Origin of the sequence: Mucilaginibacter boryungensis (genome assembly GCF_015221995.1) — a bacterium.
Classification (GTDB): domain Bacteria; phylum Bacteroidota; class Bacteroidia; order Sphingobacteriales; family Sphingobacteriaceae; genus Mucilaginibacter; species Mucilaginibacter boryungensis.
This window is the reverse complement of record NZ_JADFFM010000001.1, coordinates 676,383-692,831: the sequence shown is the minus strand read 5'-3', so window position 1 is coordinate 692,831 and position 16,449 is coordinate 676,383. Positions and strand designations below refer to the sequence as shown.

Annotated in this window: 14 protein-coding genes; 11 read left to right on the top strand and 3 right to left on the bottom strand. The window is 43.5% G+C overall.

Annotated features, from left to right (window positions below; all coding sequences use genetic code 11):
• Positions 1-15: 15 nt before the first annotated feature.
• The 5 genes from IRJ18_RS02965 to IRJ18_RS02945 all read left to right on the top strand — a co-directional run bounded on the left by IRJ18_RS02965 (position 16) and on the right by IRJ18_RS02945 (position 4,019).
• The gene (locus IRJ18_RS02965) at positions 16-861 is read left to right on the top strand and encodes a transketolase (RefSeq protein ID WP_194104710.1); all 846 of its coding nucleotides are present in this window, start codon (positions 16-18) and stop codon (positions 859-861) included.
• A gap of 103 nt (positions 862-964) precedes the next feature.
• Complete coding sequence (locus IRJ18_RS02960; RefSeq protein WP_194104709.1) at positions 965-1,927, top strand: transketolase family protein; 963 nt, start codon at positions 965-967, stop codon at positions 1,925-1,927.
• A gap of 164 nt (positions 1,928-2,091) precedes the next feature.
• Complete coding sequence (locus IRJ18_RS02955) at positions 2,092-2,646, top strand: RNA polymerase sigma factor (RefSeq protein ID WP_194104708.1); 555 nt, start codon at positions 2,092-2,094, stop codon at positions 2,644-2,646.
• A gap of 51 nt (positions 2,647-2,697) precedes the next feature.
• Entirely contained in the window at positions 2,698-3,522 is an 825-nt protein-coding gene (locus IRJ18_RS02950) for a hypothetical protein (protein WP_194104707.1), read from the top strand.
• Positions 3,523-3,536: 14 nt separating this feature from the next.
• Positions 3,537-4,019, top strand: coding sequence for a hypothetical protein (locus IRJ18_RS02945; RefSeq protein ID WP_194104706.1), 483 nt, complete (start codon positions 3,537-3,539; stop codon positions 4,017-4,019).
• A gap of 93 nt (positions 4,020-4,112) precedes the next feature.
• Here the strand turns inward: IRJ18_RS02945 and IRJ18_RS02940 are convergent, their stop codons facing one another.
• Positions 4,113-5,372, bottom strand: coding sequence for a type IX secretion system plug protein (locus IRJ18_RS02940; protein WP_194104705.1), 1,260 nt, complete (start codon positions 5,370-5,372; stop codon positions 4,113-4,115).
• Positions 5,373-5,557: 185 nt separating this feature from the next.
• Between IRJ18_RS02940 and IRJ18_RS02935 the strand changes: the two genes are divergently transcribed.
• From IRJ18_RS02935 to IRJ18_RS02925, 3 genes are all read left to right on the top strand, one after another.
• Positions 5,558-7,258 carry a M3 family oligoendopeptidase gene (locus tag IRJ18_RS02935; RefSeq protein ID WP_194104704.1) on the top strand — a complete coding sequence of 567 codons (1,701 nt, stop codon included), beginning with the start codon at positions 5,558-5,560 and terminating at the stop codon, positions 7,256-7,258.
• Positions 7,259-7,479: 221 nt separating this feature from the next.
• Positions 7,480-7,983, top strand: coding sequence for a DinB family protein (locus IRJ18_RS02930; RefSeq protein ID WP_194104703.1), 504 nt, complete (start codon positions 7,480-7,482; stop codon positions 7,981-7,983).
• 132 nt (positions 7,984-8,115) lie between these two features.
• Positions 8,116-8,640, top strand: coding sequence for an O-acetyl-ADP-ribose deacetylase (locus tag IRJ18_RS02925; RefSeq protein WP_194104702.1), 525 nt, complete (start codon positions 8,116-8,118; stop codon positions 8,638-8,640).
• Here IRJ18_RS02925 and IRJ18_RS02920 read toward each other — a convergent pair.
• Entirely contained in the window at positions 8,637-10,103 is a 1,467-nt protein-coding gene (locus tag IRJ18_RS02920; protein ID WP_194104701.1) for a glycoside hydrolase family 130 protein, read from the bottom strand. The two genes, IRJ18_RS02925 and IRJ18_RS02920, sit on opposite strands and share 4 nt — an antisense overlap.
• Positions 10,104-10,258: 155 nt before the next feature.
• Between IRJ18_RS02920 and IRJ18_RS02915 the strand changes: the two genes are divergently transcribed.
• Together IRJ18_RS02915 and IRJ18_RS02910 are read left to right on the top strand one after the other, a co-directional pair.
• Positions 10,259-10,936 carry a response regulator transcription factor gene (locus IRJ18_RS02915; RefSeq protein ID WP_194104700.1) on the top strand — a complete coding sequence of 226 codons (678 nt, stop codon included), beginning with the start codon at positions 10,259-10,261 and terminating at the stop codon, positions 10,934-10,936.
• 7 nt (positions 10,937-10,943) lie between these two features.
• The gene (locus IRJ18_RS02910; protein WP_194104699.1) at positions 10,944-12,251 is read left to right on the top strand and encodes a sensor histidine kinase; all 1,308 of its coding nucleotides are present in this window, start codon (positions 10,944-10,946) and stop codon (positions 12,249-12,251) included.
• A 236-nt stretch (positions 12,252-12,487) separates the two neighbouring features.
• Here IRJ18_RS02910 and uvrA read toward each other — a convergent pair whose 3' ends face one another.
• Positions 12,488-15,313, bottom strand: coding sequence for an excinuclease ABC subunit UvrA (uvrA, locus tag IRJ18_RS02905; protein ID WP_194104698.1), 2,826 nt, complete (start codon positions 15,311-15,313; stop codon positions 12,488-12,490).
• 462 nt (positions 15,314-15,775) lie between these two features.
• Between uvrA and IRJ18_RS02900 the strand changes: the two genes are divergently transcribed.
• On the top strand, positions 15,776-16,360 hold the full coding sequence (locus tag IRJ18_RS02900; protein WP_194104697.1) for an RNA polymerase sigma factor: 585 nt from the start codon (positions 15,776-15,778) through the stop codon (positions 16,358-16,360).
• The last annotated feature ends 89 nt before the right edge of the window (positions 16,361-16,449 follow it).

Below are 16,449 nucleotides of genomic sequence, written 5' to 3'. Positions count from 1 at the left end.
ATTACAATACCCATAATGAACAAAAACGTTGACGAATTAAAACAAGTAGCATCGCAGGTAAGGCGCGATATTGTACGCATGGTACATGGTTGCCAATCGGGCCACCCCGGTGGTTCTTTAGGCTGTACCGATTTTTTGGTAGCCTTATATTTTAACGCCATGAAACATGACCCTGCCTTTAATATGGATGGCATTGGCGAAGACCTGTTCTTCCTTTCAAACGGCCATATTTCACCGGTATTTTACAGCGTACTGGCACATGCAGGTTATTTTGATAAAGCCGAACTGGCTACCTTCCGTAAACTAAATTCGCGGTTGCAGGGCCACCCTACCACGCACGAACATTTGCCGGGTGTACGTATCGCTTCAGGTTCGTTAGGTCAGGGTTTATCGGTAGCTATTGGCGCGGCCTTAGCTAAAAAATTAAACGGTGACGAGCGCCTGGTTTACACCCTGCACGGCGATGGTGAATTACAGGAAGGTCAGATTTGGGAAGCTGCTATGTTTGCCCCTCACCATAAAGTTGATAACCTGATTGCTACGGTTGACGTGAACGGGCAGCAAATTGACGGCCCTACCGAAAAGATTATGAGCCTGCTTGACCTGGCTGCGAAATGGAGTGCCTTTGGCTGGGACGTAATGACGATGAATGGTAATGATATGGCCGATGTTGTCCAAACTTTAGCCGAGGCCAAAAGCCGAACAGGTATGGGCAAACCTATTGTAATACTAATGGCAACAGGCATGGGCTACGGCGTTGATTTTATGATGGGCAGCCACAAATGGCACGGCGTTGCACCAAACGACGAGCAATTAGCCGCAGCATTAGCACAACTGGAAGAAAGCTTAGGGGATTATTAAGCCCCCCAGCCCCCTAAAGGGGGAGTTAGAATTTTTATATCACAATTAAAATATTCCCAATAAACCCCTCTCCTAAAGGAGAGGGGTTGGGGTGAGGCTCACAATGAAGAAGTACACTTACACAGATAAAAAAGATACACGCTCGGGCTTTGGCGCGGGTTTACTGGAGGCCGGCAAACGCAACGATAAAGTTGTTGCCCTTTGCGCCGATTTGATCGGTTCATTAAAAATGGCCGATTTTATTAAAGAATTTCCTGAACGTTTTTTTCAAACCGGTATTGCCGAAGCTAATATGATGGGTATTGCCGCTGGCTTAACCATTGGTGGTAAAATACCTTTTACGGGTACATTTGCCAATTTTTCTACCGGCAGGGTATACGATCAGATCCGCCAGTCGATAGCCTATTCGGATAAAAATGTAAAAATTTGCGCATCGCACGCGGGCTTAACCCTGGGCGAGGACGGCGCTACCCACCAGATACTGGAAGATATTGGCCTGATGAAAATGCTGCCGGGCATGACCGTTATTAATCCGTGTGATTATAACCAAACCAAAGCGGCCACCATTGCCATAGCTGAATACGAAGGCCCTGTTTACCTGCGATTTGGCAGGCCGGTAGTTCCAATTTTTACCGATGCCGATCAGAAATTTGAGATAGGCAAAGCCTGGATGGTGAACGAAGGTGCTGATGTTTCCATCTTTGCTACCGGTCACCTGGTATGGGAAGCCATACAAGCGGGCGAACAATTAGCCGAAATGGGTATCGATGCCGAAATCATTAATATACACACCATTAAACCGCTGGATGCAGAAGCCGTATTAAAATCGGTAGCTAAAACCGGCTGTGTGGTAACTGCCGAAGAGCATAACCGTTTAGGCGGACTGGGCGACAGCATTGCGCAATTGCTGGCGGTAAACAACCCAACTCCACAGGAATATGTAGCTGTGAACGACAGTTTCGGCGAAAGCGGTACACCCGAGCAACTGATGACCAAATACGGTCTGGACGCCAAACATATTATTGAAGCCGTTCAGCGCGTTATAAAGCGTAAGAAAACAATTTAAGGCGTTTGTCGCTTTAAATAAGTTGGGATAGACATATCGCTGTCATTGCGAGCGGTAGCGTGGCAATCTCGTAGCCTGATTAGCATACTACGAGATTGCCGCGTCGCTGCGCTCCTCGCAATGACAATTTGATAAAGCATCCCGAAAAATATTAAATTTACAAAATGGCACAACCGGTAGATGACGCGGAAATTTTAGACAAGTTCAGGGATGAAAAGACCCGGAACGAGGCTTTTAATTTGCTGCTGAAAAAATATCAGCAAAAAATATACTGGCATGTGCGCCGTATGGTGGTAAACCACGACGATGCCGACGACCTGGTGCAGGACGTATTTGTGAAGGTATGGAAAAGCCTGATTAACTTTCGTAATGACGCGCAACTATACACCTGGATGTACCGCATTGCTACTAACGAGTGTATTACCTTCCTGAATAAAAAGAAGCAGAAGAACAATATCCCGCTGGATGATGTATCGTATGAACTGGCTGAGTCGCTGGCTGATTCTACCTACTTTAACGGCGACCGCGCCCAGCAGAAATTACAGGAAGCTTTGCTTACCCTGCCCGATAAACAGCGTTTGGTTTTTAACATGAAGTATTATGATGATATGAAGTATGAAGAAATCTCCGATGTTTTGGGCACAAGCGTAGGCGCGTTAAAGGCATCTTTTCACCTTGCGGTGAAAAAAATTGAGGCGCATTTATTAGGTAATGATTAATTTTAAAAAAGTGTTTAAACCTTTTCATCTGATTTTCATCTATAAGTAGATATGAAAAGTGATATGGACAATAAAGAATGGCTGGACGATTATCCGTCACTTAAACAGGTAAACTCAAATAACCCGTTTATAGTGCCCGATAATTACTTTGATGAATTACATCAAAGGGCGATGTCGCGCGCCTTTATTGACGGGATGAGCGCCAATAATGGGGAGGGTTTTACCGTCCCTGAAAATTATTTTAATGAATTAGCCGATAACCTGCAAAGCCGCATGAATGTGGAGGAGTTGCTGCAGGGCGATACAGGGTTTACTGTTCCTGAAAATTATTTTGAGGAAATGCAGACCAACCTGCAAAGCCGTATTAATGTTGAAGCTGCACTCCACCACACCGAAGGCGACTTTACAGTGCCCGATGGTTATTTTGAGGATCAGCACCAGCAAATAATTAATATGATTGCGGTTGATGAATTGCTGAACAAGCAATCGGAAGGTTTTACCGTGCCCGAAAATTATTTTGAAGGCCTGGAGAACGCTATCATCAATAAAACTACGGCCCAAACCGGGGTTAAACGTAAACAAGGCATAGTGCGCAAAATGTTTACTTCGGGTGCTTTTAAATACGCCACAGCAGCTTGTTTGGTGCTTGGTGTAGGCGGTACGCTGTTTTTAAGAAGTTATGAAAGTCCGCAGGCAAAACACCAGCGTTCTTACATACACAAAGCCTTGTCTAAGGTATCCGATGCCGATATTATTGAGTACCTGCAAACGCATACCGATGCTGCTGATACCCGCAGTCTGATGGATGGCGCCGACAAGGTTAACAGCTACGGCGCGGATGCGGAAGAACTGAAAGATTATTTAAGTACACATTAACGGGATACTAAACAATGTATAAGCTAACAAGGATCGTTCTGATTTTACTCTGCATGTGTGCGGGCCTGATGGCCAATGCGCAGGGAGGACGCCCGGCTTTACAAAACAGGGGCATGGGCAACCGCATGCGCAAGCCAACGGTAGCCAAACGCTTCGAGGCTATTAAAAAAGGCTATATATCGCAGCGACTGGCCTTAACACCCGAACAGGCCGCTAAATTTTGGCCAACGTACGATGAATACCAGGACGAACTGGAATATGTAGCCAAACTGCGTAAAGAAAACAATGCCAACGCCGATCCAAGCGGGACCGATCAGTTTGATCGTGAGTTGAGTTACCAGGCACGCATTACTAACCTGCAAAAACACTACTACGGCGAGTTTATTAAAATAATGCCGCCCGAAAAAGCCAACCTGGTTTTTAAAAGCGAACGCGATTTTAAATTTGAGCTACTGCGCCGCCTTAAAGAAGGCCGCGAAGCCACGCCACCAATGTAATTGATAATACACCTGTTAAAATAATAAAAAAGCCTTCCAGATGGAAGGCTTTTTTATGCATTGATATCCCCCACGCTGGCTTTATTTCTGCTATTACCGTTTATTCAACCCATTGTTTAGCAAACGGTATCCCACCAACTCGTCCCAGCGGGCGCCAACAGGGCGGTAGTAAACCAGTAACTGATAGTCGTTCTCAGTTTCAAAGTGGTTGCCTTCCAGCAGGGTGTAATCGGGGTTATTAACTGTATCTACCCAAACATAAGCATAATCATAAACCCCTTGTTTCAGGAACAGGTCGGTATAAAAGCGGCCGCCGTCATATCTCAGTTTGCTATTGGCGTCTATGCGCCAGTTATTAAATTGACCCACAATATAAGGCGTACCATCGCGGATGGTTTTATTGGTAGCCAGGTTAAAGTACACGTGGGCATAATCAGCCTCGGTGCGCGCGTCGCGGCTATCCTGGGTATTGATAAAAAACTTACCGTCGTTATCATACTCAAAGGTGTACCCCGGCTTATCCCGGTTGTAATCAGTAAGCAGTATCACAGTATTCACCGTATCCCGGTAAATGTGCCCTATCCGTTCGGAATTGGTAAGTAACGAACGGGTATCAAAATGCCTGAACTCGTTACCGCCCGGAAAATCGTTCGTGGTTACATCGTTATATACCAGCTGTGTGCCCCGTATTTGCGATGGTTTATTACTTAAAGTACGGGTTTCAGGGCGGGCATTTTGCATAATAAATGTGCGGAGATCGGTATAAGGGTTTTGCACATTTAACCCGGCATAATCCAGGGTGAAATTTATCTTCTGGTTGGTCTCGCGCAACGCAGTATTCGGCGATGGGATAATCTCGGCAAACGTGCTTACCCTGTTGCCCAACACATATAACCGGCGGGTAATAATGGGGTTATCCTGATCGCTGTTCTCGTACACCTTTAACAGATAATTGCCGGCAATTTTAGGCGCGATGGTTTGGTTAGGTAAAACCAGCTCGTAATGCACGTATTTTTGCCGCGTAGCAGATGAATAACGGTATTCGGTCAGCCTGTCCTCGTTAAAACTTTGCAGGTACTGCGAAGGCGACAGGTTAGATGAGTTCCACTCGGCATCGCAATGTTCAATGGTATAATTATAGTTACGGGTATTGCCGCGCAGATCGTCAAAGGCCAGCATCACCTGTTCGCCCGACCGCAGATTAATTACCGGGAACGAACTCTCTTTGCCAACCACACTGAATTGCACGCTTTTTATTTCGGGGCGATACACCATATCATCATAAACCAAAGCCTTCTGGGCTATTGATCTTAGCGTGATAAATACTAATAAAAGGAATATATATCGCTTCATTTAATACTGGCAAGATAGGAAATACGGGTGAAAATCTGGTGAAAACAAAACAGGGTAATGTATCCGGGCCATAGCCCGTAAGTAGTAATCCAACAATTCTGTCAATCTTTCATACTTTTTTGGCTTTCTGCTAAATCTTTCGGACTTTCGGTCTATCCGTTATACCGGATTTATAATATACAACCATGATCCATAAAAAACCAAGAACATACGTCCCTGCCGAATTTGAAATGAACTGGGAAAGCCTGGAACCCTTGTTTAAGGAGTTGATTGCCCGCCCCATTAATTCGGTGGAGGAATTAGAGCAATGGATGCGCGACCGCAGCGAGGTAGAAGCCGCAATTGAGGAAGATTTTGCCTGGCGTTATATCCGCATGACCTGCGATACCACCAACGAAGACCTGCTGGCTAAATTTCAATACTTTGCTACCGAAGTTGAGCCTAAAATTGCCCCCTGTAACAATGAACTGAATAAAAAGCTGGTAGCCAGCGAATATGCCGATCAACTGGACGGCGAAAAATACTTTATTTATCTGCGTGGGGTGCGCAAATCGCTGGAGTTGTTCCGTGAGGAAAACATCCCGGTACAAACCGAGATACAATTAGAGCAGCAGAAATATCAATCCATCACCGGCTCCATGTCGGTGCATATTGGCGATAAGGAATATACCATGGAACAGGCTGCCGTAATTTTAAAGGATGCCGACCGCGCCAAACGCCAGCAAGCCTGGGAAACTATCACTGCCCGAAGGTTACAGGATAAAGACAAGCTGAACAGCCTGTTCGACCACCTGCGCGCCCTGCGCCACAAACTGGCACTGAATGCAAATTTTGAGAATTTCCGCGATTATATGTTCCAGGCGCTGGGCCGTTTTGATTATACCCCGCAGGATTGTTATGCCTTCCACGAAGCTATAGAGAAGGAAATAGTACCTATACTGCGTGAACAAGCCGAAAAACGCAAAGCAGCTTTAGGTTTAAATACCTTAAAAGCCTGGGATATGGACGTTGATATATCGGGCAAACCCGCATTAAAACCCTTTAAAAACGGCGCTGACCTGATCGAGAAATCAATACAATGCTTTAGCAATATCAGCAGGTATTTAGGCGAGCGTTTGGAAATTATGAAGGATAACAGCCTTTTTGATGTGGAAAGCCGTAAAGGCAAAGCACCAGGCGGTTACAATTATCCGCTAAGCGAAACCGGCGCGCCGTTCATTTTCATGAACTCAGCCAATACCTTCCGCGATCTGACCACCATGGTGCACGAAGGCGGCCACGCGGTACATACGTTCCTTACTGCCGACCTTGAATTAAATGACTTTAAGCACACCCCTGCCGAGGTAGCCGAACTGGCATCTATGTCGATGGAACTGATCAGCATGGATAACTGGGATGTGTATTTTGATAACGAGGAAGACCTGAAACGCGCCAAACGCGATCAGTTAGTAGATGTGCTGAAAACCCTGCCATGGGTAGCAGTGGTCGATCAATATCAGCATTGGATATACACTAACCCCAACCATACCGATGCCGAGCGCACTGAAGCCTGGATACAGATATACGAACGTTTTGGCGCGGGTTTTGTAGATTGGAGCGACCATAAGGAAGCCGAACAAAACCTGTGGCAAAAGCAATTGCACATTTTTGAGGTGCCATTTTATTATATTGAATATGGCATGGCACAATTAGGTGCTATTGCGGTTTGGAAAAACTATAAAGAAAACCCCGAAAAAGGATTACAGCAATACCTTGACGCCCTGAAACTGGGTTATACCAAAACCATTAAAGAAATTTACGAAACTGCCGGCATTAAGTTCGATTTCAGCGCAAGCTACGTAGCCGAACTGGCCGCTTTTGTAAAGAGTGAGTTGGAAAAGATATAACACCCCTGATTCCCCGAAGGGGAACACAAAGCTCGTCATTGCGAGGAACGAAGCAATCTCCCGATATGTAAATCCGATATGGATAGTTTGGAGATTGCTTCGTTCCTCGCAATGACGTTTTTTTATTAGCTGCACAATTTTCATATTAAAAATTTTCCTGCTGACATAGGGCTGTCATTAGCTGATGGTTCCTTTGTATCATCAACTAAAAAATAAAAGATATGAACCTGATTGAAATTTTTAAAAAGGAACTGGAGCAGGAAGCACAGACCACCCGTAAAATGCTGGCCATTATCCCTAACGATAGTTACGATTGGCGGCCGCACCCTAAAAGCATGACCATTACCCGCCTGGCTACACACGTTGCTGAAATACCGGGATGGATAGCCTTGACCTTAACTACCAGCGAGCTTGATTTTGCAACCGAAAGCGAGCACACCTTTTACTCCAATACGCAGGATGTTTTGGATTACTTTGAGAAAAATGTGGCCGATGCCAAAGCGCAATTAGACGCCGCGACAGAAGCCGATCTGCAAAAACCATGGACCATGCGCAATGGCGAGCAGATTTATTTTACCAATACCAAAGCCGAGGTGATCCGTATGTCGTTCTCGCAGCTTATACACCACAGGGCACAATTAGGTGTATTTCTGCGCCTGCTGAATGTACCTATTCCCGGCAGCTATGGCCCAAGTGCTGATGAGATGGAAATGGTGTTTGCATAAAGCTGTCATTGCGAGAAGCGAAGCAACGTGGTAATCTCGTAGTTTGCAAGTCGTACTACGAGATTGCCACGCTACGCTCGCAATGACAAAAAAGACTTGCAAAACTTCATCAGCCTTTTTTGTTATATCAAAATGGACAAACGCATAAAAGTTATACAAGGGGACATTACCAAACAGCAGGTTGACGCGGTGGTGAATGCCGCCAATAGCAGTTTGATGGGTGGCGGCGGTGTTGATGGCGCTATCCATCGTGCTGGCGGCAAACAGATATTGGATGACTGTATGGATATTATTGACCGGCAGGGGCGCTGCAAAACCGGCGAAGCTGTTATTACTACCGGTGGCAAACTACCCGCCCGTTATGTAATACACACCGTAGGCCCGATTTGGAACGGTGGTGAAAAAGGCGAACCGGAATTGCTGGCTAATTGCTATAAAAACAGTTTGCAATTAGCGGTTAAAAACAACATCAAAACTATTGCCTTCCCTAATATTAGCACGGGTATTTACCATTACCCAAAAGCCAAGGCCGCCGAAGTAGCATTAAAAACTGTTGATGAATTTTTAAAAGATAACCAGGAAATTGAACAAGTAGTATTTGTATGTTTTGATGAAGAAAATTTCAGGTTGTATGAAAAAGCTTTAACAATAACCTAAGCCCCGTCCTCCAGCAGCTTATTCACCAGTTCGTCCATATCAACTTCTGCAAACGAGGTAGAATAGTCGGATAAGCCATACGGGATGATCAATTTATTATTGTGGACTATAGACCCGCAGGAATATAATACGTTTGGCACATAACCTTCCCGTTCGTCGGGATTGGGGATCAGCAAAGGTTCGCGCAACCTGCCTATCTCTTTTGTAGGGTCTTCCAAGTCAAGTAAACTGGCACCCAAAACGTACCGGCGCATAGGGCCAACACCGTGGGTAATCACTATCCAGCCTTTTTCAGTTTCAATTGGCGAGCCGCAATTCCCTATCTGTACAAACTCCCAGCTAAACTTTGGTTTTTGCAGTAAAATAGGTTTTTCCCACAGGTTAATCTTGTCGGAATACATGATATAGTTGTTGCAGCCGTCTATACGGGATATCATTACAAACTTGCCATTTATTTTACGCGGGAACAGGGCCAGGTTTTTGTTCTGCGCGCCATCACCATATAAGGGCATAATACGGAAATCGTAAAAATCCCGCGTTTGCAGCAGTTTGGGCATAATCAGCGAACCATCATAAGCTGTATAAGTAGCATAGTATACAAAAGTGCCGTCATCGTTTATAAACTTCACAAAACGGGCATCTTCAATCCCTTTACGCTCATATTCGGATATTGGGAAAATCACCCTGTCCGAAATATCCGTATCAAGCGAGAAAACTATTTCATAATAGCTATCGGCCAACCAAAGTATCTTATCAAACTCCAGCTTATTTATATCCTTTTCCTGCAGGTTTTGCGAATCGAGGATAATACGGCGCAACGTGGCATATTCAAAATGATGATCAAGCTTTTGTTCAACCTCACGCAACACATCAACATTAATTTGCGTGGCTACTGCTTTCTCAAAAAACAGCTTTTTATTATATACCGCGTTGCGTACAATCTCAGCTTCATCAATATAATCGCCGGCGGGTATTACGGTAATATTATTGTTCTTATCAATCATTGCCCGGCGAAAGGTGATGGAGGAGATATGCCCCTCGCCTACCGCCCTGAAGCTAATGATCACCCGGCGTTCGCCGTCTTCCAACTCGCTTTGGTCGGGGTCATCTACAATGGAAGGGTTAAAAAAGGCGGCCGATTCAATGGAGTATTCATGTGTAAAATAGGACCCGATCAACAATTTACGGTACACCGTCAGGCTATCAAAATCAACTTTAAGCTCGGCAAACAGGTTTTTTAGTTTGCTGCAGTGGCGGTTAAGTACCCGGGTAATGTTGCGGTGACGCTTGGAATACTCCTGTAAAATAGGTGAAACTATCGCGAACGCTTCTTCTTCAGTAATATCCATTACCCGCTCAATTACCTCTTTGGCTCTATCATTACCATTAAAAAAAAATCGGGCTATAACACGTTTGGAATCGGGGTTTACTTTTACGGGCTTACGTTCGATGGAAAGTCTCATACAAAAAAACAAGTTTTATCTTTAACACAATTCGTGTTAAATTGATTTGAGCAATTTTACAATGTTTAACTTAAAAAGACATTATGTTGCAACATATATTATAAAGACAAATTGCAACTGCTATAAGTTTTATGTTTTTGTAAATTGCACCAATTATGAATGTATTAATTGTTGAAGACGAGAAAAGCCTTGCACTGGAAATTGACGAATTTTTAAGTCGCGAGGGGTTTACGGTTGAACATGCCCGTACCCGCCGTTCGGCCGAGGAAAAGATCTTTGTAAACAATTATGACTTTATATTGCTTGACCTGGGCTTGCCGGACAGCGACGGGTTCGACTTGCTGAAGGTGTTTAAAAAGCTGCCCAACCGCGAGGATGCTGTTATTATTTTAACTGCCCGCGGTGCTATAGATGACCGCATACACGGTCTGGAAGAGGGTGCTGATGATTATCTGCCAAAACCCTTTAGCCTGAATGAACTACTGGCCCGTATACATGCTATTACACGGCGTAAGCACAAGCTGGATAGTAATGAAATAAACATTAAAGGCTTTCGGATCAATATCCAAAACCGTACGGTTTATTATAATGAAGAACGAATTAATCTTACCAAAAAAGAGTTCGAGATATTCAACTACCTGGTTTTAAACAAAAACAGGGTAATATCGCGCACTAACCTTACAGAACATGTTTGGGGCGATGTATTGGAGATCAATTCCGACTCGAATTTTGTGGATGTGCATGTGAAAAATCTGCGCAAAAAGCTATCGCAATTTGCCCTGGTTGATTGGTTTGAAACTGTAAGAAGCATTGGCTACCGTATAAATATTTAAAGCATTAATGAAATTACAGTTTAAACTGGCCCTTTATAACACGCTTACCAAAATAGCGGTTATCCTGTTTACGGGTTTGTTTACACTACTTGCTATTGAAAAACTCTCGGTTAATCATATCGAAGTAAGGCTTCAGAAAAGTAAGGATATGGTGATCAGGCAGATGTCATCAAACGAGATCAAAAATTTCCTGATCAATCAGCCTGACTATAATATTCTTAATCAGGAATATGTACTGATAAAACCAATTGTATTTGAGCCCAATCCACCTAATGCTATTAAATATCGTACTGCGCAAAGAGTGGTAGATAATAACAGCGAAACTTACCGCATTTTAAGCACCCGGTTTAATTTCAAGAACAAAACTTACCTGCTCGAAATTGGTGAAAGCACCGAATCGGTAGAAGACCTGAAAACCATTATTAAAAAGTTTACACTGGTAGTATTGGTTATTGCCCTTGCCCTTACCCTTGCCAGCGATTTGATATTTACCAAATACCTGCTTAATCCGTTTTATAAAATAATAGACCGCAAGCTGATAAAAGTTAACGACCCGCTTAACTTCGACTACGAAAAGGTAAAGACATCTACCCAGGATTTCAATTTACTGGATGATAGCATCAGTTCGCTGATGAAAAAAATAACCGACCTATTCTTGCTGGAAAAACAATTTATTGCCAATGTTTCGCATGAATTACTGACACCGATATCTATCATCAGCTCGCGCCTGGAAAACCTGATGCTACAGGAAAACTTAAGTGAGGAAGCAGAAAATAAGTTATTTGCCTCGTTAAAAACATTAAACCGGTTAAAGTCTATCATTAATAGTTTATTGCTGATATCTAAAGTAGAAAATAACCAGTTCAACAAAAGTGACAGCGTAAAAATAACTGATGTTTTAACCGAGATTATTGAGGAATTGGAAGACCGCCTTGAAGCGAAGCAAATTGTGCTTAACAATAATATTAAATACCAATACACCATAACAGGGAACAGGCCGCTGGTGCATACCCTGTTATTTAACATTATAAATAACGCCGTTAAATACAATTACCCCAAAGGAACATTAACAATAGCCGATCAGGTGGCCGGTGATAAATACATATTAACTATAATTGATAGCGGCGTAGGTATGGAACCCGAGCAAATAGAGAAGGCATTTAACCGTTTTGAAAAACTGGAAAGCGACGAAATGGAGAGTTTCGGTTTGGGATTAGCCATAGTAAAAAGTATTGCTACGTTTCACCATATCAGTATCGACATCCGATCGAACCGGGGCAAAGGGACCGCATTTACCTTAACTTTTAACAGTTAAATATAAACTTCACTAAATCTTCATACTTGATGTTTTACTTCGTGCAAGTTTTAGTTTCGAGTTACCCCTATTAGATAGGCTGCATTGAGCGATTCAATGCAGCCTTTGTTTTTTTTAGTCAATTCGCTGCATAAAGCACGTCATTGCGTAGCGTGGCAATCTCAGATATGCTGAGGTGATCTACAACTCGGGGATTGCCACGTCGCTATCGCTCCTCGCAATGACGGGTGTAAGTACTACTGACCAAACCTTTCCTTCAAAAACTTACCCGTATAACTATCTTTTTGTTTGATCATATCTTCAGGCACACCTTCAAACATGACTTTACCGCCGTTGTCGCCCCCTTCAGGGCCGATGTCTATGATCCAGTCGGCGCTTTTAATTACGTCCATATTGTGTTCTATCACAATAATGGTGTTGCCATTATCCAGCAGCGCGTCGAATGATTTGAGTAGCTTTTTTATATCTGCAAAATGCAGGCCTGTGGTTGGCTCATCAAAAATGAACAAGGTTTTATGGGTGTTATTGCCTTTTACCAGGAACGAAGCCAGTTTAATACGTTGCGCCTCGCCACCTGAAAGCGTATTGGATGACTGCCCTAATTGTACATATCCCAGACCTACATCAACCAGTGGTTTTATCTTGTTCAGTATCTTAGGCTCTTTGCGGAAAAATTCCAGCGCTTCGTCAATGGTCATCCCTAACACATCTGCAACATTTTTTTCCTGGTACTGCACATCCAGCACATGCTGTTTAAAGCGCTTGCCGTTGCACGATTCGCACGGCAAAAATATATCAGCCATAAACTGCATCTCTATCTTTACTTCACCCTCGCCCTGGCAAACATCGCAACGACCGCCTTCTACGTTAAAGGAGAATGCCGATGGCTTCAAGCCCGCAGCCTTTGCCGCCGGCTGCCCGGCAAACAGGTTACGGATCTCGTCCCAGGCTTTTACATAAGTAACTGGGTTACTGCGCGATGAACGGCCAATGGGGTTTTGATCTACCATCTCTACCTGCTCAATTTTGTTATAATCGCCTTCAATGCTATCATAACTGCCGGTTTGCTCGCCGGTATAATTGCCCAGTGTTTTTTGCAAAGCCGGTGCTAAAATACGTTTCACCAAACTGGTTTTACCCGACCCGGATACACCCGTAACCACCGTTAAGGCCTGTAGCGGAAATTTCACATCTACATGCTTCAGGTTGTTCTCGCGGGCGCCTTTCAGTTCAATATAATCGTTCCACCTGCGGCGCTGGGCTGGAATAGCTATTTGCTCCTTACCACTCAGGTATTTACCGGTAAGGCTTTTATCATCATTTAAAATTTCTTTATAGGTGCCGGCAAAACAAAGTTCACCGCCATGGGTGCCTGCTGCCGGGCCAATATCTATCAGGTAATCGGCAGCCTCCATAATCTCCTCTTCATGTTCCACTACCAGCACCGTATTGCCAACATCGCGTAAAGATTTCAAGACTGTAATTAACCGCTGGGTATCACGCGGGTGCAAACCTATACTGGGTTCATCCAGCACGTAAACAGACCCCACCAAACTACTACCTAACGAGGTAGCCAGGTTTATCCTTTGCGATTCGCCCCCCGATAAGGTATTGGATAAACGGTTCAATGTTAAATAACTTAAACCAACATCGTTTAAAAACATCAGGCGGTTGTTGATCTCGGTGAGCAATCGCTTACCAATTTTCTCATCATGTTTGCTTAATTCAAGATGCTGGAAAAAGTCAAGCGCCTTATCCAGGGCCATCAGCACAATATCGGTGATACTTTTACCGGCAATCTTTACGTACGATGCGTCCTGGCGCAAACGGCTGCCTTTACACTCGGGGCAGGTTGTTTTACCGCGATAGCGCGACAGCATTACCCGGTATTGTATTTTGTAAGTTTGCTCTTCCAGCTCCTTAAAAAACGCATCTAAACCCGTAAAATATTGATTACCTGTCCATAGTAACCGCTGCTGCTCTTCCGTCAACTGGTTATATTGGCGATGAATCGGAAAATCGAATTTTAAAGCATTCTTTATCAGCCTGTCGTTCCATTCGCGCATCTTTTCGCCACGCCATGGGGCAATAGCGCCGTCGTATATGCTTTTACTTTTATCAGGGATAACCAGATCCTCGTCAATACCAATTATTTTGCCATAACCTTCGCAACGCTTACAAGCGCCATAAGGGTTGTTAAAGCTGAAGAAATTGGCCGACGGCTCTTCAAAACGGATACCGTCCAACTCAAACCTGTCGCAAAAAAACATTTCATTTTCCGCCTCAGCATTGGGGAGTTGGTAGCGTACATAGCAATCGCCCTTCCCTTCAAAAAAAGCGGTTTGCGCGCTATCTGCCGCACGGCTTAACGTTTCGTCTCCGTTATTTTTTACAATACGGTCAACAACTATTTTCACTTGCGCATGGCCTTCTTCTAAAGTTGAATTGACTATGCTTTCATCTTCCAGTATATTTTCAATACGGGCCAGGGTGCCGTTGTATTCCACGCGGATAAAACCTTTTTGCAGCAATACTGCCAGTTCCTCTTTCAGGCTACGGTTATTATGCGGGTGAAGCGGGCAAAGTATAGTTATCTGGGTTTCATCGGGTTGCGAGGCAATGAAGTTAACCACATCGGTAACGGTATCCTTTTTTACTATTTTGCCCGATACCGGCGATATAGTTTTTCCAATACGCGAGAAGAGCAGCTTCAGGTAATCATATATCTCGGTTGAAGTACCAACAGTAGAACGGGGATTCGATGTAATTACTTTTTGCTCGATAGCAATGGCAGGAGCAATACCTTTTATATAATCTACATCGGGCTTGTTCATACGGCCTAAAAACTGGCGCGCATAGCTGGAAAGGCTTTCCACATAGCGGCGCTGTCCTTCGGCATAAAGCGTATCAAAAGCCAATGACGATTTACCCGATCCCGACATACCGGTGATAACTACCAGTTTGTTTTTGGGTATGGCCACATCCATATTTTTAAGGTTGTGGACACGGGCACCTTTAATAATAATATGATGTTGTGGATCTTTTTCTGTCTCTGTATTCATTTTTGATGGTCGATAGTCGATGGACCATAGTCCATAGTTAGCGGGGAGAAACCATGGTATACGGGCTACAGACCATGAACTTTCTTCCAAAATGCAAAAATCCTAAAAAATTTAGCACTTTCCAAACCTGTTTTAGTTTTAATTATCAGGTGATTGTAATGAAAATACTTGCCAGCTTGACAACTAAAAAAATAGTTTAATTATTATGGAATACCAAAATTTATTCCTTATATTTATAAAGTGAACAGCCGATTATTATTAAATGGCTTATTCTACATCAATTGACGTGGATTTTTAATAAAAAACTTTAAACGTTAATAAATGTAAATTATTTGTTTTTTTAATGATTAATCATTTTATTTGGTAACGTAAAACACAAAAGGAGCCCCTTATAGATTAGAACTTTACTTTAAAAGAGACATATTTTAGTTTTTAACTTTAATTTAAAGTAGCACAAGTTCTATGGATTTTCAATTGAAAAGTGATCAGGATTTAATCCATCTGTATATTGCCGGGGATGAAGGTGGCTTGGTAGAATTGATCAGGCGGTATCAATCCAAAATATATACTTCAATTTATCTGCTGGTAAAAGACGAGGCCCTGGCCGAGGACATTTTCCAGGATACCTTCATTAAAGTAATTAATACCCTTAAGGCCGGAAAATATAACGAGGAAGGCAAGTTTCTTCCCTGGGTTAGCCGCATTGCGCATAATTTGGTGATAGACCATTTCCGCCGCGAGAAACGCACCCCACTGGTTAATGGTGGCGATGATTTTGACATTTTTGAAGTATTGGGTAATTATGATGAAAGCGCCGAAGACCGCCTGGTGCGCGAACAAACCTATAAAGACCTTAAATCGTTAATATATCTTTTGCCCGAAGAACAGAAAGAAGTATTAATTATGCGCCACTTTGGCGATCTAAGCTTTAAAGAAATAGCCGATATTACCCAGGTTAGTATAAACACCGCCCTTGGCCGCATGCGTTACGCGCTTAATAACCTGCGTAAAATGATGCAGAACAAAGAATTAAGTTTTAAAAACTAATAAATAGTTCAACAGGAGTGATTTCCTGCAAAAAGTAATATGTTGAAAATGCCCCGTCTGGGGCATTTTTTTTGCCCGCCTATCCCTGA

What these genes read in the sequence shown, in the direction of transcription:
- IRJ18_RS02940 (WP_194104705.1), bottom strand. Translation starts at nt 5,372, where the DNA reads ATGAAGCGATATATATTCCTTTTATTAGTATTTATCACGCTAAGATCA.
- IRJ18_RS02965 (WP_194104710.1), top strand. Translation starts at nt 16, where the DNA reads ATGAACAAAAACGTTGACGAATTAAAACAAGTAGCATCGCAGGTAAGG.
- IRJ18_RS02955 (WP_194104708.1), top strand. Translation starts at nt 2,092, where the DNA reads ATGGCACAACCGGTAGATGACGCGGAAATTTTAGACAAGTTCAGGGAT.
- IRJ18_RS02945 (WP_194104706.1), top strand. Translation starts at nt 3,537, where the DNA reads ATGTATAAGCTAACAAGGATCGTTCTGATTTTACTCTGCATGTGTGCG.
- IRJ18_RS02900 (WP_194104697.1), top strand. Translation starts at nt 15,776, where the DNA reads ATGGATTTTCAATTGAAAAGTGATCAGGATTTAATCCATCTGTATATT.
- IRJ18_RS02930 (WP_194104703.1), top strand. Translation starts at nt 7,480, where the DNA reads ATGAACCTGATTGAAATTTTTAAAAAGGAACTGGAGCAGGAAGCACAG.
- IRJ18_RS02910 (WP_194104699.1), top strand. Translation starts at nt 10,944, where the DNA reads ATGAAATTACAGTTTAAACTGGCCCTTTATAACACGCTTACCAAAATA.
- IRJ18_RS02935 (WP_194104704.1), top strand. Translation starts at nt 5,558, where the DNA reads ATGATCCATAAAAAACCAAGAACATACGTCCCTGCCGAATTTGAAATG.
- IRJ18_RS02960 (WP_194104709.1), top strand. Translation starts at nt 965, where the DNA reads ATGAAGAAGTACACTTACACAGATAAAAAAGATACACGCTCGGGCTTT.
- IRJ18_RS02920 (WP_194104701.1), bottom strand. Translation starts at nt 10,103, where the DNA reads ATGAGACTTTCCATCGAACGTAAGCCCGTAAAAGTAAACCCCGATTCC.
- IRJ18_RS02925 (WP_194104702.1), top strand. Translation starts at nt 8,116, where the DNA reads ATGGACAAACGCATAAAAGTTATACAAGGGGACATTACCAAACAGCAG.
- IRJ18_RS02915 (WP_194104700.1), top strand. Translation starts at nt 10,259, where the DNA reads ATGAATGTATTAATTGTTGAAGACGAGAAAAGCCTTGCACTGGAAATT.
- IRJ18_RS02950 (WP_194104707.1), top strand. Translation starts at nt 2,698, where the DNA reads ATGAAAAGTGATATGGACAATAAAGAATGGCTGGACGATTATCCGTCA.
- uvrA (WP_194104698.1), bottom strand. Translation starts at nt 15,313, where the DNA reads ATGAATACAGAGACAGAAAAAGATCCACAACATCATATTATTATTAAA.